The sequence below is a fragment of the Gammaproteobacteria bacterium genome, assembly GCA_022450155.1.
GTDB lineage: Bacteria > Pseudomonadota > Gammaproteobacteria > Arenicellales > UBA868 > REDSEA-S09-B13.
In genome coordinates this window covers 16,490-39,922 of the sequence record JAKUQR010000022.1, presented here as the reverse complement: position 1 = coordinate 39,922, position 23,433 = coordinate 16,490, and the positions used below count along the sequence as shown (strand labels likewise).

Sequence of the window (23,433 nt, the reverse complement as noted above, 5' to 3'; positions counted from 1 at the left end):
TTAATAACAGGAGAAAACAGAACGTGACTAATGAACCCTTGCACCAGTTAAAGTATTCCCTTGAAGAACAGGGTGTTCGCTATTGTCTCCCAAGCTACGTTGATATTCACGGTGTATCGAAATCTAAATTTGTGCCGATCGCTCACTTCGATCGGATGATGGGCGGTTCAGAGTTGTGCACCGGTGCTGCGCTGGATGGTATTCCGCAGGATGTCAGTGATGAAGAAGTTTCGTCGCATCCGGACCCCGAAAGCCTGATCATTCTGCCCTGGCGCAAGGATGTGGCCTGGTTCGCGAGTGATTTGTGGTGCGAAGGCAAGCCGTTTGAACCGTGCAGCCGAAATATCTTCAAGAGGGTGTTATCGCAGGCGGCGGATTTGGGTTACACCTTCAATTTTGGTATTGAGCCTGAGTTTTTTCTGCTCAAACATACGGATGATGGAGGATTTGGCCCCATCGGCCCACGCGATGATATCGCGAAACCCGCGTACGATATTCGATCTACGCTCGACAGCTTTGAGCTTTTGGAAGAGATCGTCGAAACGTTAGATAGCCTTGGATATGATGTTTATTCTTATGATCACGAGGATGGTAACGGGCAGTTTGAGATCGACTTTATGTATCGCGATGGCCTCACCATGGCCGACCGTTTTGTGTTTTTCCGGCACCTAGTACAGGAATTGGCGCATCGAAAGGGCTACTTCGCGTCGTTCATGCCAAAACCTTTCTCCGATCGGGCGGGCAGTGGCGCTCACTACAATATGTCGCTTGCGGATTTGCAGTCAGGGGAAAATCTCTTTGAGTCTGATAATGACCCGCGAGGTTGCGGCATCACAGAGCTGGGCTATTGGTTTATTGGTGGGATATTGAAGCATTTACCCGCATTATCGGCAGTCATATCACCCACCGTGAACAGTTATAAACGGCTGATTAAAACAGGCAGCATGTCGGGATTCACCTGGGCCCCGGTTTTTACCTGCTTTGGTAACAACAACCGGACGAATTCAATTCGGATCCCGCGGGGTGGGGGTAGAGTAGAACTGCGTTCTGCAGACATTGCCAATAATCCTTATCTGGGCGGCGCTATGGTGCTGGCTGCGGGTTTGGAAGGTGTACGGGAAAAGATCGATCCCGGTCCGCCGCATACCGACAATATGTACCTCAAGTCGGATGTAGAACTGGCCGAACTGGGGGTCGGTTATCTGCCGCGCAGCCTTGATGAGGCCATTGATGCTTTGGAAGCCGATGATCTGGGTCGACAGGTGATGGGAGACCTGATGTACAAGACCTATACTGAGTTCAAGCGTGCTGAGTGGGACAGCTACCTGACGCATGTCAGTGACTGGGAAGTTGACCGCTATCTTAAGTTGTGGTGATTGCGCTTATTCTGAATCCAGCTGATCTCAGGAACAGTCAATGACTGAAGAGATCATCAAATTCGATCTGGGAGATGTCGAGCTGCTTTCAGGAGAAAAACTGACATCTGCAGTTCTGGTTGCAAAAACCTGGGGACGGTTGTCGGCTGCGCGTGATAACGTGATTGTGCTGCCCACCTATTACACGGGTACGCACGAGGGATATGCGCCGCTTGTTGGACCTGGTAACGTTTTCGATACGAACCGCTATTTCGTGGTATCACCGAATCTTTTCGGGAACGGGTTGTCGACCTCACCCAGCAATGCAATTGACTCGAACTCAGGCCCACGCTTTCCGCAGGTCGATGTTTATGACAATGTCCTATGTCAGCATCGCCTGTTGACTGAGAGATTTGATGTCACTGACATTCAGCTGGTGGCCGGCTGGTCAATGGGTGCGATCCAGGCTTTTCACTGGGCAGTGGCATTTCCGGATCTGGTGCGGCGGATTTTGCCCTGGTGTGGCTCTGCCCGCTGTTCCCCTCATAACCAGGTGTTTCTGGCTGGCGTTAAAGCCGCGCTGGCTGCGGATCCCGTCTATGCTGACGGTCATTATGATGTGCCCCCCGAAGCGGGCCTGAAGGCCTTTGGGAGGGTGTATTGTGGCTGGGCCTATTCGCAGTCCTTCTTTCGCGAGGCGCTCTGGCGCGAACTGGGATTTGAGACACTCGACGACCTGCTTTCTTTTTGGGAGACAGACCATCTTGAATGGGACGCCAACGACCTTCTGGCCAAGCTCAGGACCTGGCACACAGCTGATGTAGGTAAGTGGAGTTTTTTAGACGGTGGGTACGAGCAGGCGCTATCGTCAATCAAATCACAAGCAATCGTGATGCCGTCTAGAACGGATCTGTATTTTCCACCTGAAGACAGTGTGGTTGAGGTCGGCCACATGTCGTACGCTGAGGTGCGAGTGATTGATTCGGTCTGGGGGCACTGCGCCGGGGGACCTGGCCGCGAGGACGCGGCCATGTCTCAGCTTGCCTGTGCAGTTAAAGACCTGCTAGCGCGATAGGTTCACCCGAAAGGTTCAGTCGTGTTGCGCTGCAATGACTGTGCTGATTCCAGCAGTACGGTGGCCGTCCTGCCGCCACAGTATCGGAAAGTGGTTCTCGTCCATGTCACAATCATCGAGGTGTTTGTAGCGGCTGTAGACAGGCCCGTTGCCGCAACCGAGGCCCTCGGGCACGAACTGTGTGTCAGATCTCATTCCATGTAGGACCAGCGAGCGGCGCCAGTCGAGTGACCGGTTGGCCCCCGATCCGTGCCACATCCAGCCGTGGTGAAAAGAGCCGCCACCGCGGGGGACTTCGACGTGGATCACCTCCGGTGTCTGGCCTTCCTGTTGTGCCGCAGTCTCCATTTCTATCTGGTAGTCGGCGGGATTGTGGAATTCACCCTGCGGTTGCAGTTGTCTTTGCCAGCGATGTGATCCCTTCACGAACTCCAGAGTGCCGTTTGCAGATGACGTTGCGTCCAGAGCTATCCAGCAGGTCAGCATTTCGCGCGGGGTGTACCAAGCCAGGTACGCGTTATCCTGGTGATAACCCAGGGCGCCTCCCCCCGGCGGTTTACTGATCACGTTGTCCTGGACGATTCGGGTGCCAGGCCAGCTACCCAGCTGGGCAAGAGCGTGGCCGAGATCTTCACGCAGCACCGTCGCGGCGACGCAGCGGTCGGATTTCCAGGCGTTGCAGATCTGACGAGTCAGTTCCGGATCACTCTCACCCTCCTGCCAGTTCACTTCGTCGGGCCTGGTGCCGGTTTCGAAATCTCCCTGAAAAAGACGATCGAATCGCGTGTGCAGCTGTGCGATAGCTTTCTCATCTACAAGCTTGTCCACAACCACAAAACCATCGTCCCTAAACCTTTCGATTTGTTTATTTGTCAGGGAAAAACTCATTCCGCTGCCCGATCAATTCCGATGAGAAGACAACCGTTTTCTGTTCGTGAGTTGTGACGTGTTCCGGGGGCGTAGCTGACGAAGTCACCCGCTTTTAAGATGGTGCCGTCAATTTCGACAAGATCACCTTCCAGAATAAGGTACTCCTCACGGAACTCGTGCGGGTGCGGAATGGACGCTGCGCCGGGCGCCATGCGAATGACGTACCAGCCCCGTCCTGTGCCCCGGTCGTAGCTGATGTTCAGCAGTTGCATATCAACCTGAACGGCGCCTTCAAGATCATAGGCCGAATAGGGTGTGTCGTAGATGTTGATCACGCGGCGTTCTGACGTCATTAGATAACTCCACTAGGAATGATCCGAGGACCATATCCTGGGCTACAAACAGTCAATTCTAGAAGCCCTCTATGATAATCATACCAGTTGGATGTTAGTTTTCGATGAATTTATGGATCGGTTTCCCAGTGCATCAGCAATTTGCTAACGTCGGTCGTAACGCTCGATTGAACGGTACCAGTCAGGTGGTAATGAGCGTTAGAATCATTCCGGCAATATACGGAGAAGAGGGTCTCAGATGACGCGTGTCGCGATTATTGGCGCTGGTCCCAGTGGTTTGGCGCAGTTAAGAGCTTTTCAATCGGCAGCTGCCGCTGGTAGTGAAGTGCCCGAGGTGGTTTGTTTCGAGCGTCAGGGTGACTGGGGCGGGCTGTGGAACTATACCTGGCGAACAGGAACAGATGAGTTCGGTGAGCCAGTGCACAGCAGTATGTACCGCTACCTCTGGTCGAACGGGCCGAAGGAATGCCTGGAGTTTGCCGACTACAGTTTCGATGAGCACGTCGGTAAGCCCATACCCTCGTTCCCACCTCGGGAGCTGCTGCGCGACTACATCATCGGTCGCGCTAACAATTCCAATGTCCGTGACTGGGTGCGCTTTAATCACGCGGTCCGCGATGTCCAGTTCAGCAATGCGACCGGTCAGTTTACCGTGCGTGCCACTAATCTGGTCGATAATGTCGATATCGAGGAGATATTCGATTACGTAGTCGTCGCGACTGGTCATTTCTCGGTGCCGAATATTCCGCAGTTCGAGGGCATCGACCAGTTTCCGGGCCGGGTCATTCACGGGCACGACTTTCGCGATGCTGTTGAGTTTGCCGGGCAACGGTTGCTCATTGTCGGGGCGAGTTATTCGGCTGAGGACATTGCACTACAGTGCCTGAAGTACGGTGCAAAGTCGGTCACCTGCACGTACCGGACCAGTGCGATGGGATTTGACTGGCCCGATGGCATAGAGGAACTGCCCCTGGTTGAACGCTTTGATGGCCGGACCGCACACTTTTCAGGGGGTGGCACACGGGAATTTGATGCTGTGGTGTTGTGCACAGGTTACTTGCATCATTTCCCGTTTCTGCCCGAAGGACTGCGCCTGGCGACGCACAATCGACTGTACCCTGGCACCCTGTACAAGGGTGTGTTCTGGATTGCCAACTCGAAAGTGATGTATCTGGGTATGCAGGACCAGTACTACACGTTCAGCATGTTTGATGCACAAGCCTGGTACGCCCGCGATGTGATCCTCGGTCGCATCCTGTTGCCATCGGCGAGCGATATGGCAGCAGATGCAAAAACCTGGCAGTCGCGGGAGGAGGCACTGGAGGATCCGATTCAGGAAATCGATTTCCAGACCGATTACTGCAAGGACCTGTGTCAGGAGTTGGACTACGGCCTCGACTGGGATCTGGCATGCGACAACTTCAAGCACTGGGAACATTACAAGGAAGAAAACATCGTGACCTACAGGAACAACGCGTTTCGCTCACCGGTCACAGGCACCGAGGCGCCGACGCACCACACCGAGTGGTGGGCTGCAATGGACGACTCGTCTGAATCATTCCTGGGATAAGACCAATGGGGCCTATTCCGTCGAAATCACCGGTGTCCCATGTACATGCATCAGTTTGTGGTATCAAGGTTTCCCTAGGGAAATACAATTTCGCAGTGGTTGAATTCAAACCCAATTCCGACTAGGCTTTGCTGCTCATAATTTCAGTTCAGGAACGATCCTCATGTGCGGAATAGCGGGCATCATGTACAAAGGGTCAGCACAGACCTTCGACACCGGGGAGGCGCTGATTCGGATGTTGGACGGCTGCCAGCACCGCGGCCCTGATTCAACCGGATTTGCACTGTATGAAGAGGCACAGCCGGGTAAACTCAAATTGCGCTTTTTCCTCGGTGATGCTGCAGATTCCAGGGGCGGAGTTGAAGCTATCCGACAGCGTTTGTCCGAACTGGGCGCCACGATCACCGATGAGTCGGAGATTGGCGACAACTACCGGGTCACTGTCGAGTATGCCCATGACGTCCAGAGGCTGGCCTATGAGATGGAGCGTGCCGCCAAGGTGATCTCTATTGGCACGAGTCTGGAGATCGTTAAGGACGTCGGCACTGCTCATGATGTCGATGATCGGTACGATGTTCACAGCTACCGCGGAACCCACGGCCTCGGCCACGTGCGACTGGCGACTGAAAGTGACGTCAAACCAGAAGCTGCTCATCCGTTCTGGGCGACGGGATTTGCGGATGTTGCAATTGTGCACAACGGCCAGATTACAAATTACTGGAAGATGCGCCGCCGGTTGGAGCAGCGTGATTTCCTGTTCACGACCGATAACGACAGTGAACTGATCGCCGTTTACCTTGCCGACAAACTTGCTCAGGGTATTGCCCTGAACGACGCGCTGAAAACATCGATCGATGATCTCGATGGCACGTTCTCCTTCCTGGCCTCTACTCAGGATGAAATCGGCTATGCCAAAGACCGGCTCGCGGCTAAGCCCATGATCCTGTATCAGGACGACGACCTGGTCGCAGTCGCGTCTGAAGAGGTCTCCTTGAACAGGCTTTTCCCCGGCCAGGCTCTGAATACCCGCGAACCCGCTCCAGGCACTTACGCGACATGGTCACGCTTGACCTAGCGCACCTTACGGTTCGCGAGGTCAACGAGCGGCTCCGACAATCCGGGGCGGTAGGCGAGGATGTTCTTGTCCGCAATCCCGACGCCCGGCATCACATCGGCGTCGGGCTCACCGAAGCAATTACCGTTCGTATCGAAGGCTCTGCCGGTTATTTCTGTGCAGGCCTGTCTGACCAGGCACACTTCGAGGTTTCACACAACGTCGGTTGGGGCGTCGGCGACAATATGTATACCGGGTCGGTTATTGTCGGTGGTAATGCGGGAGCCATACCCGGTGTTGCCATTCGAGGTGCAGAAATCGTGATCCACGGCAACATGGGTTCGCGAGCGGGGCAGGTGATGAAGGCGGGAACGTTGTGCTGCGTCGGCAACGCCAACTTTATGGCCGGCTACATGATGTATGGCGGTCGCATCATCATTCTGGGCGATTCGGGCGAGCGCGTGGGCGAAGATATGTCAGCTGGCGAGATCTTTGTTGGTGGCACTATCCAGGAGCTTGGTTCAGACGCCATGCTCGGCGATCTCGATGTGGCCGAGTTGGAGGACATACGTGCCTTCCTCGATCGCTATAAAATTTCTTTCAGTGGATCGTTCAGCAAGATCGTCAACGCGGGAAAGAACCTGCGTTATGGCAGCAGCGAACAACAGGTGCGCAGCCTTCCATTCACCTCTTTTTCTGGTCGTTCGGAATACTGGAACTCCAAGGTGCAGGAGGATATCCACATCAAGTCACAAAGTGGTCGCTATCGGATTCGTGGATATGGTGGTGCAAGACCGTTGCCGCACCTCTCTGATCTTGCTTTTCGCAAAGACCTCTCCCGTGCAGGTGAGGCGGCCGACGTCGTGGAACGTGTCCACATGAAAACCCGGATCGGTGGCATCAATGGTGCGGAACCACTAAAGCTCAGTATGCCGGTTATGATTGCGCCAATGAGTTACGGTGCGTTAAGCCGGTCCACCAAGCAGGGTATCGCTATGGCCTCGGCCATGTCCGGCATAGCCGAGAACACCGGCGAGGGCGGCATGAGTGATGCCCAAAGAGACGCTGCCGGACAACTCATCTTTCAGTGTCTGGGTGGGCGACTGGGCTGGAACATACACGATATGCGCAGGGCAGACGGTCTGGAGATTTATATCTCCCAAGGCGCGAAACCCGGCCTGGGCGGCCAGTTGATGGCCAAGAAAGTAACGCCCGAGCTCGCCGAGATACGGGGCATACCCGCGGGTATCGACCTGCGCTCGCCATCGAGGCACCCCGATATCCTTGGCGCTGACGACCTGGTCATCAAGGTGGAAGAGTTTCGAGAGGCCACGGCTTATCGATTGCCGGTCAGTGTCAAGTTGGGCGCAGGTAGAATCCGCGACGATATTAAGATCGCGGTCAAGGACGGCTTTGACTTCGTCGAACTTGACGGTATGCAGGGATCGACCGGCGCCGGCAGTTCTGAGGTCATTGATTATGTCGGCATACCGACTTTGCCGGCGATCATTGAAGCGCTGGAAGCACTTGATGAGATCGGGGCACGGGAGCGTATTGAGCTGGTACTTATGGGAGGTCTCCGCGATGGTGTAGACGCGGTGAAGGCACTGTGCCTGGGCGCCGATGCGGCGGGGTTCGGCACCTCCGTGATCATTGCTGGCGGCTGCATTGCCTGCATGCAGTGTCATATCGGCCAGTGCGTGACGGGTATCGCGACACAGGATCCGGAACACGAACATCGATACAAGCCCGAAACGGAAGCGCGTAACATTCACCGTTTCCTTGAGGGTGTGCGTTGGCAGATTGCTGCCATTACTCATGGCCTGGGCTACGACGACGTGCGCGAACTCAGTCGCGAAGACCTGGTCGCGCTGACACCCGAGGCGGCCACGATGACGGGCCTGCCGTACGAGCCCGAACACGCTCACCAACTGCCCGCAGCGCGAGCGTCGTCATGAGTGTCTACAACCTGGAAAGAATCACGGTTCCAGTTGCCCCACCAGGTTTTGCTGATGATACCGCCGATCATCACTATGTCCCGGCGCCTTGCCAGGTTGCCTGCCCGGTGGGTACCGACGCCCCATCTTATATTGCCTACATCTGGGAAAAGCGTCCGGAAGAGGCTTTTGAGGCCATCACGGCTACTAACCCGTTCAGTTCAATTTGTGGACGGGTCTGCGACGCGCCCTGTGAGCCGGCTTGCCGCAGAGTGAGCAGCGACGGTGCAGTACAGATTCGCAATCTCAAGCGCTACGTGATGGATGAACTTGGTCCGACCTACCGGCCGGAACCGGTCGCCACCACGAGAAGTCAAAGCATAGGAATAGTGGGTTCTGGACCAGCGGGGCTGACGGCTGCACACGACCTGTGTGTTGCCGGATTTCAGGTTGATGTCTATGAGATGACTGACCGCGCCGGTGGAACGATGGTCTGGGGCATCCCGGAATTCCGACTGCCGCCGGGTATTATCGACGAGGATATCGCGCGATTGAAGCACAAGTGTCCCGGGCTTCAGATACATTTGAATACGCCGCTGGGTGAAGGGGTTTCCCTTGAGGCACTTAAAGAAAGGCACGATGCCGTGCTGCTCGCTATTGGTTCCTGGTGGGGTAAGCCCATGGGGATAGCCGGGGAATCGGATGAGCGGGTGATTGATGGTGTGAGTTTTCTTCGTCGGGTCAACGCAGGTGAGCGGCCGCATCTACCCGAAACCGTGGTGGTAGTGGGCGGCGGTGATGTCGCTATGGATGCCTGTCGTGTTGCTAAGCGGTTGCCTGGATGCAAAACAGTCAAGGTGGTCTACAGGCGTGGTCCCGATGAGATACCGGCACGCAAGATTGAGCTGCACCATGCACTTAAGGAAGAAGTCGAGTTCGTGTACAACACACTCCAGACCAGAGTACAGATAACTGAGGACGGTCTTCGGCTGTCGTGCGTGCGGACTCAGGCTGGTGTGCTGGATCAGGACGGCCGATCCACACCTGTGGTCGTGGAAGGCAGCGACCACGATATCACCTGCGGTATGGTCATAGCCGCTGTTGGTCAGAAGGGTGAGTGCGCTGAACTTGAAGCACATGACCTGATGGACAGTGACCGAGTGCGGGCCGAATTTTCGTCGATGCGAACGGCAGACCCTAAAGTCTTTGCTGCGGGGGATGGTGCTTTTGGCGGTTCGACGATCGTCATGGCAATGCACCATGGCCAGCGGGCCGCCTACTACATCAAGGCCTACCTGGACAACATCGGCACGCCGATCCCCTATCGCACGCCGTACCGTACCCGTAGGGTGCCAGTTGCCCAGGACCTGCTGTGGGAGAAGCTGCCGATAGAAGAACCAGTCTTTCATGGTATTGGGGACGATCCGGTTGCATTCCCAGAGATCGAAGATACCTACGATGAGGCTGCAGCGTTACGCGAAGCGGCACGTTGTTATCGCTGTGATTCAGAGACCGGTTCAGCCGATTACTCGGTCCATCACCGGGAAGACATTTTTTCGATGGCGCAAACCAATCCGCTGGATGTCGACAAGCACCGTGCCATGCTGCAGCGCAGGTTGCAGCCACGCGACAACCCGTTTCCGGAAGGTCGTTGGCCCTCGCTTGACGATATCGTGTTTCTTCCAGCCAACTTGTCCCGCCTGGTCATTGATCCCTATCGGGAGGCGTGTAGTATCGACGTGTCTCTGGGGCGGGATACGCCTACGCTACAGCTGCCCTTTCTGGTTAGTGGATTTGATACTGTGCCGGAGCAGGTCCAGAAAGCCCTGGGTAGGGCATTACAGACAACAGGCACAGGTTACATCGGCAAACAGCGTATCGCCGACAACATTGTCTGGATCCAGTGGGTCGATGATGTGTCACCCGTTGACCCCGTTGCAACGGGCTATGTTGTTCCCTGGAGTCGTGCTGCCCAATGCCTAACAGATCGACAACATGACGCATTCACCGGCATTGCAGTCAGCAGATTGGAGGAGATTGAAGACGCTGTAGAGTTTGCGCTTGCATCGAACATCGATGCTTTGTTTTTGGATGGGATTGATGGTCTGTCTGATCCGGGAAACGAACTCAGTCAACAGCCACGGTTCGATCTCTTACCTTACACGGTGTCCACCCTGCGCCGGCGCCGGCAGGAAGAGCAGATCACACTGATTTATGCCGGCGGGGTTCGTTCGGGGACCGATGCGGCGAAGCTGATCGCGATGGGTGCGTCTGCCGTAGTCTATGGAGTCGCGGTTGCGCTTGCGGCAGGCGGAATGATCAATACGACGTCAATTGACTATGCTACCGACTGGTCAATGGACGAACGCACGGCCGGAGTCACGGCGTTACTGCAGGCTAATGCTGGAGAAGCCTCGATGATGGCCCGTTGTACCGGTAAAACCAGGTTACACAATTTGGAGCCGGAGGATTTGCGGGTTGTCACCCTGTCGAGCGCCGATATGATGGGCATCCCCCTGGCGGGGACTCGTGGTGTCGATTTGTCTTCTCAAGGCTGAGACGAAGAGACCGCGGCTTTTTGCCAGCGTAAACTACAGGTCGCTATGGTTGTCGGTGCTGTTATCTTAATTTCAGTTCTTTATAGTAGTCGGCGACTCGGGAGAGTCCTTGCCCCTATACGCCTGTTTTGGTTACATAACTAAAGATTTATCCGGAGAATTTCGATGCCCACAAACCTTTCAAAGGTCGCGACTGAACGCGGCATTAAGTACTTTCTGATCAGTTTTGTCGATCTATTCGGCATCCTGCGCTCAAAGCTGGTGCCGGCCCGCGCCATTGCTGGCATGCAGAAGGATGGCGCCGGATTTGCTGGCTTTGCTGCCTGGCTCGACATGACACCCGCCGACTCGGATATGTTTTCCATTCCAGACCCAGACAGTCTGATTCAGCTGCCATGGAAACCTGAAGTGGGGTGGCTGGCTGGCGACCTGGTCATGGATGGTAATGCGGTTGAAGCCTCACCCAGGGTTGCGCTCAAGCAGCAGATTGCCCGTGCGGAAATACGGGGATTCCGGATGAAGACAGGCGTCGAATGTGAATACTTCCTCGTGAGTGCGGACGGGTCATCGATCTCTGACGTAAATGATATTCAGGAAAAGCCCTGTTACGATCAATCGGCACTGATGCGGCAATACGATGTGATCAGCGAGATCTGCGACTGCATGATTGACTTGGGGTGGGGGCCTTATCAAAACGATCACGAAGATGCCAACGGACAGTTTGAAATGAACTGGGACTATGACGATGCGCTCGTAACAGCAGATCGCCATGTATTCTTTAAGTATATGGTGAAGGCGATTGCCGAGAAACACGAGTTGCGCGCAACGTTTATGCCCAAGCCCTTTTCGAATCTTACAGGTAATGGATGTCATGCCCATGTGTCTGTTTGGGATAAAACGGGCCAGAATAATCTTTTTGAAGACAGCGGTGACGAGATGGGTTTGTCGAAGACGGCTTACCATTTTCTGGGCGGAATCTTGCACAACGCCCAGGCGCTCACCGCTGTTTTTAATCCTACAGTTAATAGTTACAAGCGCATCGATGGTCAGGTCACACTGTCGGGTGCAACCTGGTCGCCAAATGCCGTGACCTATGGTGGCAACAACAGGACGCATATGGTGCGAATACCCGGCCCGGGTAGATTTGAACTTCGCTTGATGGATGGTGCTGTCAACCCTTACCTGCTGCAGGCCGGAATACTGGCCGCTGGATTGGATGGGGTCGAAAGTGAACGGGATCCGGGTAAACGACTGGATGTGAATATGTATACGGATGGCCACAAGATTCGCGGTTTACGAAGGTTGCCGGCTAATCTGCTGGATGCAATCCGCCTGTTTGAAAAAAGCAAGGTGCTGCGATCAGGTCTCGGTAATGCATTGGTGGATAGTTATGCCAAACTCAAATACCAGGATTGGCGGAGTTATTCATCTGCGATCAGTCAGTGGGAACGTGAACACACGCTGGACTGCTAAGATCACATGAGATGAATTATCAGTCTGGAGGTGGCCAGTGAAGCTGCTCGTTTTCCAGCACATCGAATGTGAGCATCCCGGAATATTTCGTGGGCTACTGGACGGCGCCGGAATTCAGTGGGATGCAGTCGAACTCGATGTGGGGGAGAAGATTCCCGCTTTTGAATCGTATGATGCGCTGTGGGTCATGGGTGGTCCGATGGATGTCTGGGATGAAGACGAATGTCCATGGCTGGTGCCTGAAAAAGCAGCCATCCGGCACTGGGTCTGCGACCTGAAAAAACCCTACCTTGGATTTTGCCTTGGTCACCAATTGCTGGCCGATGCACTCGGTGGTGTCTGTTCGCTGCAAGCTGCGCCAGAGATCGGGATTCTTGGAGTTGAGTTGACGGCTGCTGGTCGTGCAGATCCCCTGTTTGCAGGTATCGATCCGTATATTCAATGCCTTCAATGGCATTCGGTCGAAGTAAAGACGCCGCCGGCAGGCGCTCGCGTGCTGGCCAGTTCCAAAGCCTGCAGTTGCCAGGCGATGCGGGTCGGTGATAACGCATGGGGTATTCAATTTCACGTAGAACTTCAGGAGTCGACTATCCCCGACTGGGGTCAGGTGCCGGCATATTCCGAGGCGCTGGATCGAACGTTGGGTGCCGGCTCACTGGAGCGCATGCAGGCGCAAGCTGATCCGTTGTTTTTGGAATTCCGAAACGTGTCGCAGATTTTGTTCAACAACTTTCTGGATTACGTACCCGGAGCAACAAATTAAGCAGGTTTCAGGTGCAATCGACCCACATTCCGTAATTTACGAGCATGGTTGATGGGTCTGACCAAAACAGGATCCAAACTATCACGATCCCGGGCCTGTGGCATACTGAGTGCCATGTTTGTCCACGCCTATGAAAGTGGGTAACGTGACTTCTAATACGGGGCAGAGTCCCCGCTTCTTCCGGGCCCTGCGAGATGTTCTTCCGGCTGACGGCTTGCTGGTCAGCGACGAAGAGCGAAGACCCTATGAATGTGATGGTCTGACCGGCTATCGAGAACTGCCCCTGGCCGTTGCGATGCCGGATCGGCTTGAACAGGTCGAACAAATTCTTTCCCTGTGTGATAGGCACGGCGTGCCTGTGATCGCGCGTGGCGCCGGTACCGGGCTGTCGGGTGGTGCAACCCCCAGGCGTGACGCACTGCTGTTGAGCATGGCCCGGTTCAGTCGCATCATCGATGTCGACCCGGTCAGCAGAACAGCACGGGTGGAGCCCGGTGTCCGCAATCTTGCAATCTCGGAAGCTGCTGCACCGTATGGGCTCTTCTATGCACCGGACCCTTCATCACAGATAGCCTGCACGATCGGTGGCAATGTTGCTGAAAATGCCGGTGGGGTACATTGTCTTAAGTATGGCTTGACGATTCACAATATCATCCGTCTCGAGGTCGTATTGATTGATGGTGAAAAGATAACAATTGGTAGTGAAGCGTTGGATTCGCCCGGCTACGATCTGTTGGCGCTGATGACGGGTTCTGAAGGCATGCTCGGTGTGGTCACAGTGATTACCGTGCGTCTGCTGCCGATTCCGGTTTCTGCCAAAGCGGTTCTGGTTGCATTTGACGAAGTCGAAAAGGCCGCGGATAGCGTTGCAAAACTGATCGCCACGGGCGTTATTCCTGCCGGACTGGAGATGATGGACAACCTGGCTATTCGGGCAGCCGAAGATTTCTCTGATGCGGGCTATCCACGTGATGCTGCTGCAATTCTGATTTGTGAGGTCGATGGGACTGAAGCTGAGGTAGATAGACAGATTGAACTGACGACGTCTGTTTTCGCGAGTGAGGGCGCGATAGACATTCAGGTTTCAGCTACAGAGCAAGAACGGCAACGTTTCTGGTCGGGCCGCAAGAATGCGTTTCCCGCGGTTGGTCGAATATCTCCCGACTATTATTGTATTGATGGCACTATTCCCCGCCAGCAACTGGGCCGTGTGCTTGCTGGAATAACCGAGCTCTCAAGTACTTACGGTTTAAGGATTGCCAATGTGTTTCACGCAGGAGACGGCAACTTGCACCCACTGATCCTTTACGATGGGGCACAACCGGGAGAGTTTGAGCGAACAGAAGAGCTTGGTGGAAAGATCCTAGAGTTGTGTGTGAAAGCGGGTGGAACAATTACCGGAGAACATGGTGTCGGTTTGGAGAAGATCGACCAGATGTGCGTACAGTTCGAGTCCAGTGAACTCGAGCACTTTCATGGAGTGAAGGCGGCGTTTGATCCCCGTGGATTACTCAATCCAGGCAAGGCCGTACCAACACTGGCACGCTGTGCTGAGTTCAATGCGATACATGTTCACGACGGGCGCATCCCTTTCCCGGACATAGACCGTTTCTGAAAAATGATCCAGATGAACGATAGAACTGCTGAGCTGTCCGATGCCATCAGCGCGGCTGCGTCGGCCAAACGTTCACTACAAATTGTCGGTGGAGGAAGCAAGCTGTTCTACGGTCGGGAGCCTGAAGGTGAGGTTCTGGCGGTTGGCGACCATACAGGAGTTACCGTTTATGATCCAACAGAGCTTGTCGTAACTGTCCGAGCCGGGACGCGCCTTTCTGAGCTGGCGGAGGTGCTGAGGCGTGAGCGGCAGATGCTGCCGTTTGAGCCTCCATTATTTGGTCCGCATGCAACCATCGGTGGGACTGTGGCTTGCGGATTGTCCGGTCCCAGTCGGCCATACCGCGGTGCAGTCCGAGATTTCGTGTTGGGTGTGGAGTTGCTCAATGGGCGGGGTGAGCAGCTTCGATTTGGCGGCCAGGTCATCAAGAATGTTGCCGGCTATGATGTGTCGCGCTTGATGACAGGTGCTATGGGAACACTCGGTGTAATTCTCGATGTGTCAATTAAAGTGCACCCATTACCCGAAACCGAAAAGACTTTGTGTTATGAACTTACTGAACAGCAGGCATTAAAGAAAATGAATGAAGTGGCTGGCAGACCCCTGCCGTTGACGGGGGCCTGTTATTACCAGGGTGTTCTCAGCCTTCGGTTGTCAGGATTGGCAGAAGGTGTCTCTGCGGCGGTCGATGTCCTCGGTGGATCGCAGGCATCGGAGGGTGACGGGATGTGGTCAACATTGCGTGACCATAGTCATCCATACTTCCTCTCGGACAAACCGCTTTGGCGGTTGTCCGTGCCGAGCGCCGCCAGATCTTTGGATCTTGCAGGGGAAACATTTGTCGAATGGGGCGGTGCATTACGGTGGCTCCACAGCGAACTGTCGCCAGATCTGATTCGAGCTTCTGTGGAAGCCCTCGGCGGTCACGCAACACTGTTTCGCGGTGGCGACCGTACGGGCAGTGTATTTCATCCAAATACGCGGACACTGCACGATCTGAATGTACGGCTGAAACAGACCTTCGATCCGGAAGGTATTCTGAATCCCGGACGACTGCATCCTGATATATAGGATTATGCAGACCAAGCTTGCTGCATTTATCTCAGGCACACCAGCTGGGCGTGAAGCGCAGGAAATTCTCGGACGCTGTGTCCATTGCGGGTTTTGTACGGCCACCTGTCCGACTTACCAACTACTCGGCAATGAACTGGACGGCCCTAGGGGGCGGATTTACCTGATCAAATCTATGCTGGAAGGAAAGGCTTGTTCAAAATCGACTTTATTGCATCTTGACCGGTGCTTGACTTGCCGCTCGTGTGAGACGACCTGTCCGTCGGGCGTGCAGTACGGGCGCCTGCTTGAAATAGGGCGCCAGGTGGCAGAAAAGGCCGTACCAAGATCAATCGGGCGGCGACTTAGTCGTCGACTGTTGGTTTGGTTTTTGACCGGAAGGCTCTTTTCCGTTTTGCTTGGATTGGGTCGATCAGTTCGCAGGCTGCTCCCTGAAAGAGCGGCTCGCTATATTCCCGTCCGTTATGCAGCAGGAGTAAGACCAACTACGAGAAGGTCAAAGCAGATGATTGTGCTTGAGGGTTGTGTGCAACCCTCGCTCAGCCCGAATATAAATGCTGCCGCGGCCAGGGTTCTGGATCGGCTTGGAATCAGTTTGATTACAGCATCAGGAGCCGGGTGTTGTGGCGCTCTTGCTCTGCACTTGTCATTCGAAGACAGTGCACGTCAGGCCATGCGACGTAATATTGATGCCTGGTGGCCTTTGCTGGAATCCGGTGCTGAAGGCATCGTTATGACCGCGAGCGGGTGCGGTGTAACGGTAAAAGAGTACGGTCAACTGCTGGCCGATGATCCCCAGTATGCCGAAAAGGCCAGGCGGATTTCTTCCCTCACATGGGATCTGTCAGAGATTTTGGTCAGAGAGCCGATGACTGTTTCGCCCGCTGGTCGCGGGGTGCGCGTTGCGGTTCAGACACCGTGCACACTGCAGCACGGCCAGGGGATCAGCGGATCCATAGAAGAGATCTTGTCTCGCCTGGGTTTTCAGCAGGTCACGGTTGAGAATCCCCATCTGTGCTGTGGTTCAGCCGGTAGTTATGCGATCCTTCAGTCGTCGATTGCCAAACGCCTGCGACAAGAAAAACTCGACGCGCTACAGGCAGGCGGGCCGAAGGTAATCGCAACAGCCAATATCGGGTGCCTGGCACACCTGGCGGCGCAATCGACGGTACCGGTGCGCCACTGGATCGAACTGGTCGATTCGGTGATGCAGTTAAACGATTGAAATTAAAGTTGAAAAGTAAGAAAAACTTTAATTGGCCCCTGGGGTTGCATAATTTAGAGTATTAGTTAATAATAATAGTACTAAGTAAGTAACTTAACGTTTAACGATCAGGTCAACCAGACACAAACAAACCGGTAGGGCAGGGAACAACATAAGAAAGATCGCGAACGGAAAATCTCCTCCATCCTCCTTTGGTGGTTTAAGCACAGCGCTTGCTAGCTGTGCTTTTTTTCGTCTTGGCCGCCTCTTTCGGTGCCGGGCAGTTGTTTCGTGGGTCGCCATCTTGTAACATCCGCGCCTCGAATTTCCTTTAATCATGATTAACGATGGGCACATTTACTGCAAAACCTGAAACCGTTGTCCGAGACTGGTATCTGGTCGATGCGACCGACAAAGTGCTCGGTAGACTGGCGACTGAGATCGCCACACGGCTGCGTGGTAAACACAAGCCCGAATATACTCCTCACGTAGATACTGGCGACCACATAATTATTGTGAACGCCGCAAAGATTCGGGTCACTGGTGACAAGGCCAACCAGAAAAAGTACTATCGCCACAGCGGTTATCCCGGTGGGATTAAAGAAACGGTGCTGTCAGACGAACTTGAAAACCACCCAGAGCGGGTGATCGAAAGAGCTGTGAAAGGTATGCTCCCCAAGAATCCACTGGGAAGGGCAATGTTCCGGAAGCTGCGTGTCTATGCTGGACCCGACCACGCTCATCAGGCACAGCAGCCAAAAACACTAGCAATTTAGATCTTAATAAAGGTCAGTATCAGAGATACAAAGATGGCAACAGGCGAACAGTTTTATTACGCTACCGGTAGACGAAAATCATCTACTGCACGTGTGTTTCTAAGCCGAGGGACCGGCGACATTATTGTCAACCGACGGCCACTGGATCAGTACTTCGGACGTGAAACCGCCCGGATGGTCATCCGCCAGCCGCTTGAGCTCGCCGATATGCTGGGTAAGGTAGATATTAAGGTCAATGTGTCCGGTGGTGGCAATACCGGTCAAGCGGGTGCGATCCGCCATGGTATTACACGGGCTTTGCTTCAGTATGATGAAACGCTTCGACCTGCACTGCGCAAAGCTGGATTTGTGACCCGCGACTCACGTAAAGTTGAGCGTAAGAAAGTCGGGTTGCACAAAGCAAGAAAACGCCCACAGTACTCCAAACGCTGACCAACCCATACGGCTTCAGTCAGGGAGTGCCCTGCGATGTTTTACGAACTGCGTCAGTACAACATTAAGCCCGGCTGTATGGATGAGTAGGTGGAATTTATGGAGCAAGAAATTGTTCCTTTCCAGATTTCCAAAGGCATGGTGATCACTGGAATGTATCGCGGGGAACAGGACGATGGTCTTTATGTCTGGCTGCGGCGCTTTGACAGTGAAGCACAACGGGAAACCCTCTACGAAGCGGTGCATCAAAGCGATTACTGGAAGACCGAGGTTACCCCGCGAGTCGACCAACTCCTAGACCGGGAAGCCATCAAGGTCCTGCGTATCGTGCCTACACCCAATTCGACCGTCCAGTAAATCTGCTTTCCCTGAATCGTTTATTCCTCCATTTGTTACCGCTCCAGCTACGGTAGCCACAGTATCCAGGGCTCTGGCAGTGCCTCGCCAGTCAAACTGCGCCTGAATTCGAAGTTAACTACCCGAGTGCAGGTTCTGCCTGTACACCCCGTAGTCGGGTTATGATTACAAGATGCTCCTGCGTATGCCCTCACGAAACCGGCCCTATCACTGGGGTCCTTATCCGCTTGAGACCCTTGCGCGGGACCCGCGTGTTGTTACGCGGGAGACCGAACGGGCGATGGTACCAGCGCCCGAGTTTCGGATGCCCCCGCGCAGTGTGCTGGCTGAAGTGGTTCGAGAGTATCTCGATATTTTTGTTCAAAATGCACTGACAAAACCGGCAGCTGCAAAGGCGCCTGTTCCAGAAGATCCGCAAAGGCGGGCCGTCGACGTCAAGGGGTACAGCTATTTTATGAATGTCTCCCAGGTCGGCGTCTGTCGTATGCCGACTACGGCCTGGGCTGACAAAACCGAACCTCTGGCGCATGACTATGCCGTCGTTCTATTGCTGGAACACGGGCGGATTCCAGAGTTGGGTAATCCGGCGCGAGACTGGATCGAGCCGGCCATTACCGATGCTGCCGATTGCCGGGTCGGAAGTATTGCGGTCTGTCTGGCCGGGCACATCTGTCAGCTCGGCTGGTCAGCCTTTCCTCATGTGGTGGGTTCGGGTCGTGTTGATCCAGTGAGATTATCGGTGCTTGCCGGGTTGACCGTCCGGTCCGGCGATACATTAGTTAATCCATTTATCGGGCCGGGGTTCTCACTGGCCGTCGTGACGACCGATTACGCGCTGGAACCCGATCCACCACTTGCTGACAGTGCGACCAATGCAAGAGATCTGAGGTACTGGCTGGGGCGCAATGGTGCGGTGTCAGGCCGTGAACATAATCGGCGCAGACGACGGGCGACACATCTGGGTGATTATCCGATGGAGACAGTCAAGCGGGTCGACCGACCCACTACCCTGATACTCGATGACGAGGTGCCGCGGGTCTCCAAGCGAGCGGCGTTTTTTGATCGAGCGCTTCGGGGCGACTTGGGTGAAAAGGCGCAACAGGAGAGACACCGTTTTGCATTCAAGCAACCCCATACGGCCGGCATGATGCCGTCGATGCGGGCCATGGTGCCTCTTCAGGGTGGAGAGCCCACAGAACAGGGCGCTTCACTGGGAGCTTACTCCAATCCTTCAGCCAATGCGCGAGCACTTAAGTCGCTGTCGTATCTTTTGGGTGCCGACGTTACGGGGATCTGCGAAATACCCGACTACGCTTGGTACTCCCACGATGCCGATGGCACATCCATAGATAAATCGCACCGGTATGCGGTGGTTATGCTGATCGATCAGGAGTTCGACACGATGGAAGGTGCATCGGGTGATGACTGGATATCAGGAACGCAATCTATGCGGGCTTATCTGCGGGGAGCGGAGATCGCCGGCGTGATGGCTGAAATGCTCCGCAGACTGGGGTTTAGTGCGCGTGCTCAAACCAATGTAGACAGCGAGGTATTGCATATACCGCTGATGCTACTGGCTGGTTTGGGAGAGCTGTCCCGTATCGGTGAGTTGGTGTTGAATCCATTTGTGGGCCCACGATTGAAGACTGTCGTTATGACTACCGATATACCGCTCGAGGTCGATCAGCCGATTGATTTTGGTCTCCAGTATTTTTGCAGTCGCTGCACGAAATGCGCACGCGAATGCCCTTGTGATGCGATTTCCTGGGGTCAGAAGGTGATGTTCAATGGCTATGAAATGTGGAAACCCGATGTCGAGCGTTGCACGCGCTACCGGCTGACGAACGCTCGGGGATCAGCGTGCGGAAGGTGCATGAAAACCTGTCCGTTGAATAAGGTAGTTACCTGTGAAGGTTCATTACTGGAGCGGGTCGCCAGCTGGTGTGGTATTAATGCCCGATTTCTTAAACCAGCATTGGTGCCGCTGGCAGTCAAAATTGATGACTGGCTTGGCAACGGCGCTCGTAACCCGGCAAAGAAATGGTGGTTTGACCTCGAGGTAATCGATAATGTCTGTGTCGATCCGGTCAAGGGAGTAAACCAGCGTGAACTGAATCTGGAACACGAAGTAGATCCGACAAAGCAGAAGATCGCCTACTATCTTGCCAGTATGATGCCCGTGCCCAATAACCTGGAGAGTCAAGTGGTAGACCGTAAGGCAGCGCTTGCCAAGGCTTGCGAGATCGAATCACCCACAAGCGCTTTAGAGCGCAAAGCCGATTCCGGTGACATTCCTCTGAACTACTGGCCGACACCAGCAGACCCCGATGGCCCCCGCGGTCTGCCCGATCAACCTAAAGTGTATGGTTCAGCAGAGCGGAAATAAATTTCATATCTTCTGCGATGTTATGATTCGTGAAGCATCCAGCCAAATGTAACTGTCTGAAACAGCTTCCTGCCTAATTTCGGAACTGATCCAAGGAGTCGAACTACGATGGCGACAGTATCACTGTCTTCGGGGCGTGACTTATTTATGACGCCGGGACCGTCGGTCATGCCCGACCGTGTTTTAAATGCGATGCATCAGGCGGCGCCGAATATCTATGAAGGAGAACTGATCGACACTACGGACAGTATCCTCTCCGATCTGGCTGCTTTTGCGGGTACCCAAGGCCGTACAGCGCTGTATATCTGCAATGGACATGGTGTCTGGGAGGCGGCTATCAGTAACCTGTTCGAACCCGGAGACCAGGTGTTGGTTTTGAACAGTGGTACTTTTGGCAGCGGTTGGGCGAACCTCGCGCGGGTCATGGGAATAGAGGTTATTGAACTCGATTTTGGCCGCCATGACCCGATTGATCCTGACCAACTGCGGGACCGGTTATCGGCGGACAAAGTCCACAGTATCAAAGGCGTATTGGGTATACACACTGATACGGCCAGTTCAGTTCTAAATGATCTGTCGGCGATCCGACGGGCGATTGATGAAGCAGGGCATCCGGCACTTTTTGTCGTGGATGCGATTGCCTCATTCGGTTGTGACCGATACGAGATGGATGCTTGGGGAATCGATCTCACTGTGACCGCCTGCCAGAAAGGTCTGATGACCCCACCGGGACTGGGTTACCTGATCTTTAATCGTAAGGCGGAACTGGCTGCACAAAAAATTACCAAGCGTTCGCCTTACTGGGACTGGCAGCCGCGAATCGAACCGGAGGTTTTTTATCAACGGTTTTGTGGTACCGCACCAACCCACCTTCTGTTCGCCCAACGGGCCGCACTGGACATGATCAGGGAAGAAGGGTACGAGGCAGTCTTGTTGCGTCATGCCAAGTTGGCACGGGCAGTGTGGGCTGCGGTGTCGGCCTGGGGTGTTGCAGGTCCGTTGCAGTGCAATATCAGCGCAGAAGCGTATCGGTCGCACGCGGTGACGACCATTCGAGCCGATGGCCATGATTTAGCCCGTATGCGTCAGTGGTGTGAAGCGGAGGCGGGCTTAGTGCTCGGATTAGGACTTGGTTTCGACTCGCCTGAGTATCTGGATGGCCGTTCGGTGTTTCGGATCGGTCACATGGGCCACTTAAACCCGCCGATGCTACTGGGTGCGCTGGCAACGATCGACACTGCATTCAAGGCGCTCGATTTCTCTCACGGCAACGGTGCTGTCGAAGCGGCTGCGAGTGTACTGGCAAGTTCGGGTTGATCTGTCAGCTTCTGACGCACGAAATACCTGCGGGTGCGAAATTTGGTGGTTCAGGCTTTCAGTTGTTCAAACCGTACAGGTGTGCGGCATTGTCGTACACGATCTGGTGTTTCTCTTCGGGCGTGATGTCGGTGAAAGTGCGTTCAATGACGGCTTGAGAGTTCGGGAAAGTTCCTTCGTCGTGTGGGTAATCACTGCCCCACAGCAGACTACCCGCACCGGTAAAGGAAAGACAGCGTAAAGCGACCGGATCATCGCTGAAAGTGACGTGACCCTGTCGCAGGAAGTATTCGCTCGGTTGAAGGTCGAGACGGGGTTGGATCCACATGTGTTTTTTCCCATACTGCTCATCGAGCATATACAGTAACCAGGCCAACCAGCCGGCGCCGCACTCGACCACCACAAACTTAAGATTGGGATGCCGCATCAGCGTGCCACTGCTGATCAGCAGGGAGACCGGATTCATCCCGTCGATCATCGACATGGCCATCAGATTGAGTGCGCCACCGGTGCCGTCTTGTTCCCCCCAGTCTTCTGGATATCGATCGTCACTGTTGGAGAATGCGTGAAAACTAACCACCAGACCGGCATCTTCACAAATTGCCCAGAACGGGGTGTAAGCAGGATCATTGTAGGGCCGATCGGCCATAGTGATCGGTATCTTTAAGGCCCGGTAGCCCAGTTTGGCTACGCGGTGGGCCTCGGTGGCTGCGCCGTCGAGGTTCGCCACCGGGACAATGGCTACCGGGACAAACCGGTCTTTGTCCACCGCCAGGAGTTCCCATAGCCAGGTGTTATAAGCCGTCGCCAGTGCCAGTTGATAGCCTGAATCGGGTGAGTTGTAGAGGAAAAGGGACTGGTTGGGATAGATCACTTCCGCGCAGATACCGTCACGATCCTGGTCTGAAAGCCGTTTGCGGATATCGCGGCCACCGCTGGGATCACCACGAAACTCTCGGTTCTGATCGTCCTCGTTGAGGCGACTTTCTGCAATATCGATGCGGCGCGGGCGTTTGCCATCGATGACGCGATAAACCGCACCGTCGGAATCGGTCATCGTGCGGGGTGTGCGATGCCGATATTTCTTCGGCAGACGTTCCTCATACAACTCCAGCGGTTCCTGGATATGTGAGTCGGCGGAGATTACCGGTGAACCAGTCGTCATCGTTAGGTATCCAGATCGTATTTCGTTGATGCAAGTGTAATGCCAGTGACTGCTGCTATGCTTGGTTGATAATAGGGTATTGTCATCAATTAATGCCAGTCC

At 54.6% G+C, this 23,433-nt stretch carries 19 protein-coding genes; 16 read left to right on the top strand and 3 right to left on the bottom strand.

Annotation, left to right across the window (positions count from 1 at the left end; translation table 11 throughout):
* Positions 1-23 precede the first annotated feature (23 nt).
* Positions 24-1,376, top strand: a complete 1,353-nt coding sequence (gene glnT / locus MK323_11730; GenBank protein ID MCH2482822.1) for a type III glutamate--ammonia ligase — start codon at positions 24-26, stop codon at positions 1,374-1,376.
* Positions 1,377-1,416: 40 nt separating this feature from the next.
* Positions 1,417-2,430: an alpha/beta fold hydrolase gene (locus MK323_11725; protein MCH2482821.1), complete on the top strand. Its 1,014-nt coding sequence runs from the start codon at positions 1,417-1,419 to the stop codon at positions 2,428-2,430.
* A 15-nt stretch (positions 2,431-2,445) separates the two neighbouring features.
* Here MK323_11725 and MK323_11720 read toward each other — a convergent pair whose 3' ends face one another.
* Both MK323_11720 and MK323_11715 read right to left on the bottom strand, forming a co-directional pair.
* The gene (locus MK323_11720) at positions 2,446-3,318 is read right to left on the bottom strand and encodes a phytanoyl-CoA dioxygenase family protein (GenBank protein ID MCH2482820.1); all 873 of its coding nucleotides are present in this window, start codon (positions 3,316-3,318) and stop codon (positions 2,446-2,448) included.
* Positions 3,315-3,653, bottom strand: coding sequence for a cupin domain-containing protein (locus MK323_11715; protein MCH2482819.1), 339 nt, complete (start codon positions 3,651-3,653; stop codon positions 3,315-3,317). The genes MK323_11720 and MK323_11715 overlap by 4 nt, the downstream gene beginning before the upstream one ends.
* Positions 3,654-3,891: 238 nt before the next feature.
* Between MK323_11715 and MK323_11710 the strand changes: the two genes are divergently transcribed.
* From MK323_11710 to MK323_11645, 14 genes are all read left to right on the top strand, one after another.
* On the top strand, positions 3,892-5,223 hold the full coding sequence (locus MK323_11710) for an NAD(P)/FAD-dependent oxidoreductase (GenBank protein MCH2482818.1): 1,332 nt from the start codon (positions 3,892-3,894) through the stop codon (positions 5,221-5,223).
* 163 nt (positions 5,224-5,386) lie between these two features.
* A complete protein-coding gene (locus tag MK323_11705) occupies positions 5,387-6,298 on the top strand; it encodes a class II glutamine amidotransferase (protein ID MCH2482817.1) in 912 nt (303 codons plus the stop codon).
* Positions 6,280-8,235: a glutamate synthase-related protein gene (locus MK323_11700; GenBank protein ID MCH2482816.1), complete on the top strand. Its 1,956-nt coding sequence runs from the start codon at positions 6,280-6,282 to the stop codon at positions 8,233-8,235. Before MK323_11705 ends, MK323_11700 begins: the two co-directional genes overlap by 19 nt.
* Positions 8,232-10,772: an FAD-dependent oxidoreductase gene (locus MK323_11695; protein MCH2482815.1), complete on the top strand. Its 2,541-nt coding sequence runs from the start codon at positions 8,232-8,234 to the stop codon at positions 10,770-10,772. Before MK323_11700 ends, MK323_11695 begins: the two co-directional genes overlap by 4 nt.
* A gap of 165 nt (positions 10,773-10,937) precedes the next feature.
* On the top strand, positions 10,938-12,245 hold the full coding sequence (glnT, locus tag MK323_11690) for a type III glutamate--ammonia ligase (protein ID MCH2482814.1): 1,308 nt from the start codon (positions 10,938-10,940) through the stop codon (positions 12,243-12,245).
* A gap of 37 nt (positions 12,246-12,282) precedes the next feature.
* Positions 12,283-13,008: a type 1 glutamine amidotransferase gene (locus MK323_11685; GenBank protein MCH2482813.1), complete on the top strand. Its 726-nt coding sequence runs from the start codon at positions 12,283-12,285 to the stop codon at positions 13,006-13,008.
* Positions 13,009-13,138: 130 nt separating this feature from the next.
* The gene (locus tag MK323_11680; GenBank protein ID MCH2482812.1) at positions 13,139-14,623 is read left to right on the top strand and encodes an FAD-binding protein; all 1,485 of its coding nucleotides are present in this window, start codon (positions 13,139-13,141) and stop codon (positions 14,621-14,623) included.
* A gap of 12 nt (positions 14,624-14,635) precedes the next feature.
* A complete protein-coding gene (gene glcE, locus MK323_11675; GenBank protein MCH2482811.1) occupies positions 14,636-15,694 on the top strand; it encodes a glycolate oxidase subunit GlcE in 1,059 nt (352 codons plus the stop codon).
* A gap of 4 nt (positions 15,695-15,698) precedes the next feature.
* Positions 15,699-16,919 (top strand): glycolate oxidase subunit GlcF, encoded by a 1,221-nt coding sequence (gene glcF, locus MK323_11670; GenBank protein ID MCH2482810.1) that lies wholly within the window; start codon positions 15,699-15,701, stop codon positions 16,917-16,919.
* 326 nt (positions 16,920-17,245) lie between these two features.
* Positions 17,246-17,674 carry a 50S ribosomal protein L13 gene (gene rplM / locus MK323_11665; GenBank protein ID MCH2482809.1) on the top strand — a complete coding sequence of 143 codons (429 nt, stop codon included), beginning with the start codon at positions 17,246-17,248 and terminating at the stop codon, positions 17,672-17,674.
* 33 nt (positions 17,675-17,707) lie between these two features.
* Complete coding sequence (gene rpsI, locus MK323_11660; protein ID MCH2482808.1) at positions 17,708-18,106, top strand: 30S ribosomal protein S9; 399 nt, start codon at positions 17,708-17,710, stop codon at positions 18,104-18,106.
* Positions 18,107-18,205: 99 nt separating this feature from the next.
* Positions 18,206-18,463 carry an NIPSNAP family containing protein gene (locus MK323_11655; protein MCH2482807.1) on the top strand — a complete coding sequence of 86 codons (258 nt, stop codon included), beginning with the start codon at positions 18,206-18,208 and terminating at the stop codon, positions 18,461-18,463.
* Positions 18,464-18,647: 184 nt separating this feature from the next.
* The gene (locus MK323_11650; protein MCH2482806.1) at positions 18,648-20,849 is read left to right on the top strand and encodes a Fe-S protein; all 2,202 of its coding nucleotides are present in this window, start codon (positions 18,648-18,650) and stop codon (positions 20,847-20,849) included.
* Between the two features lie 108 nt (positions 20,850-20,957).
* Positions 20,958-22,166, top strand: a complete 1,209-nt coding sequence (locus MK323_11645; protein MCH2482805.1) for an aminotransferase class V-fold PLP-dependent enzyme — start codon at positions 20,958-20,960, stop codon at positions 22,164-22,166.
* A gap of 58 nt (positions 22,167-22,224) precedes the next feature.
* Here MK323_11645 and MK323_11640 read toward each other — a convergent pair whose 3' ends face one another.
* Positions 22,225-23,331, bottom strand: coding sequence for an amidohydrolase (locus MK323_11640; protein ID MCH2482804.1), 1,107 nt, complete (start codon positions 23,329-23,331; stop codon positions 22,225-22,227).
* Between the last annotated feature and the right edge of the window lie 102 nt (positions 23,332-23,433).

Excerpts from the sequence above, each read along its gene's own strand:
- MK323_11725 (MCH2482821.1), top strand. The coding sequence starts at position 1,417 with ATGACTGAAGAGATCATCAAATTCGATCTGGGAGATGTCGAGCTGCTT.
- MK323_11720 (MCH2482820.1), bottom strand. The coding sequence starts at position 3,318 with ATGAGTTTTTCCCTGACAAATAAACAAATCGAAAGGTTTAGGGACGAT.
- MK323_11715 (MCH2482819.1), bottom strand. The coding sequence starts at position 3,653 with ATGACGTCAGAACGCCGCGTGATCAACATCTACGACACACCCTATTCG.
- MK323_11710 (MCH2482818.1), top strand. The coding sequence starts at position 3,892 with ATGACGCGTGTCGCGATTATTGGCGCTGGTCCCAGTGGTTTGGCGCAG.
- MK323_11705 (MCH2482817.1), top strand. The coding sequence starts at position 5,387 with ATGTGCGGAATAGCGGGCATCATGTACAAAGGGTCAGCACAGACCTTC.
- MK323_11700 (MCH2482816.1), top strand. The coding sequence starts at position 6,280 with ATGGTCACGCTTGACCTAGCGCACCTTACGGTTCGCGAGGTCAACGAG.
- MK323_11695 (MCH2482815.1), top strand. The coding sequence starts at position 8,232 with ATGAGTGTCTACAACCTGGAAAGAATCACGGTTCCAGTTGCCCCACCA.
- glnT (MCH2482814.1), top strand. The coding sequence starts at position 10,938 with ATGCCCACAAACCTTTCAAAGGTCGCGACTGAACGCGGCATTAAGTAC.
- MK323_11680 (MCH2482812.1), top strand. The coding sequence starts at position 13,139 with ATGAAAGTGGGTAACGTGACTTCTAATACGGGGCAGAGTCCCCGCTTC.
- glcE (MCH2482811.1), top strand. The coding sequence starts at position 14,636 with ATGAACGATAGAACTGCTGAGCTGTCCGATGCCATCAGCGCGGCTGCG.
- glcF (MCH2482810.1), top strand. The coding sequence starts at position 15,699 with ATGCAGACCAAGCTTGCTGCATTTATCTCAGGCACACCAGCTGGGCGT.
- rplM (MCH2482809.1), top strand. The coding sequence starts at position 17,246 with ATGGGCACATTTACTGCAAAACCTGAAACCGTTGTCCGAGACTGGTAT.
- rpsI (MCH2482808.1), top strand. The coding sequence starts at position 17,708 with ATGGCAACAGGCGAACAGTTTTATTACGCTACCGGTAGACGAAAATCA.
- MK323_11655 (MCH2482807.1), top strand. The coding sequence starts at position 18,206 with ATGGAGCAAGAAATTGTTCCTTTCCAGATTTCCAAAGGCATGGTGATC.
- MK323_11650 (MCH2482806.1), top strand. The coding sequence starts at position 18,648 with ATGCCCTCACGAAACCGGCCCTATCACTGGGGTCCTTATCCGCTTGAG.
- MK323_11645 (MCH2482805.1), top strand. The coding sequence starts at position 20,958 with ATGGCGACAGTATCACTGTCTTCGGGGCGTGACTTATTTATGACGCCG.
- MK323_11640 (MCH2482804.1), bottom strand. The coding sequence starts at position 23,331 with ATGACGACTGGTTCACCGGTAATCTCCGCCGACTCACATATCCAGGAA.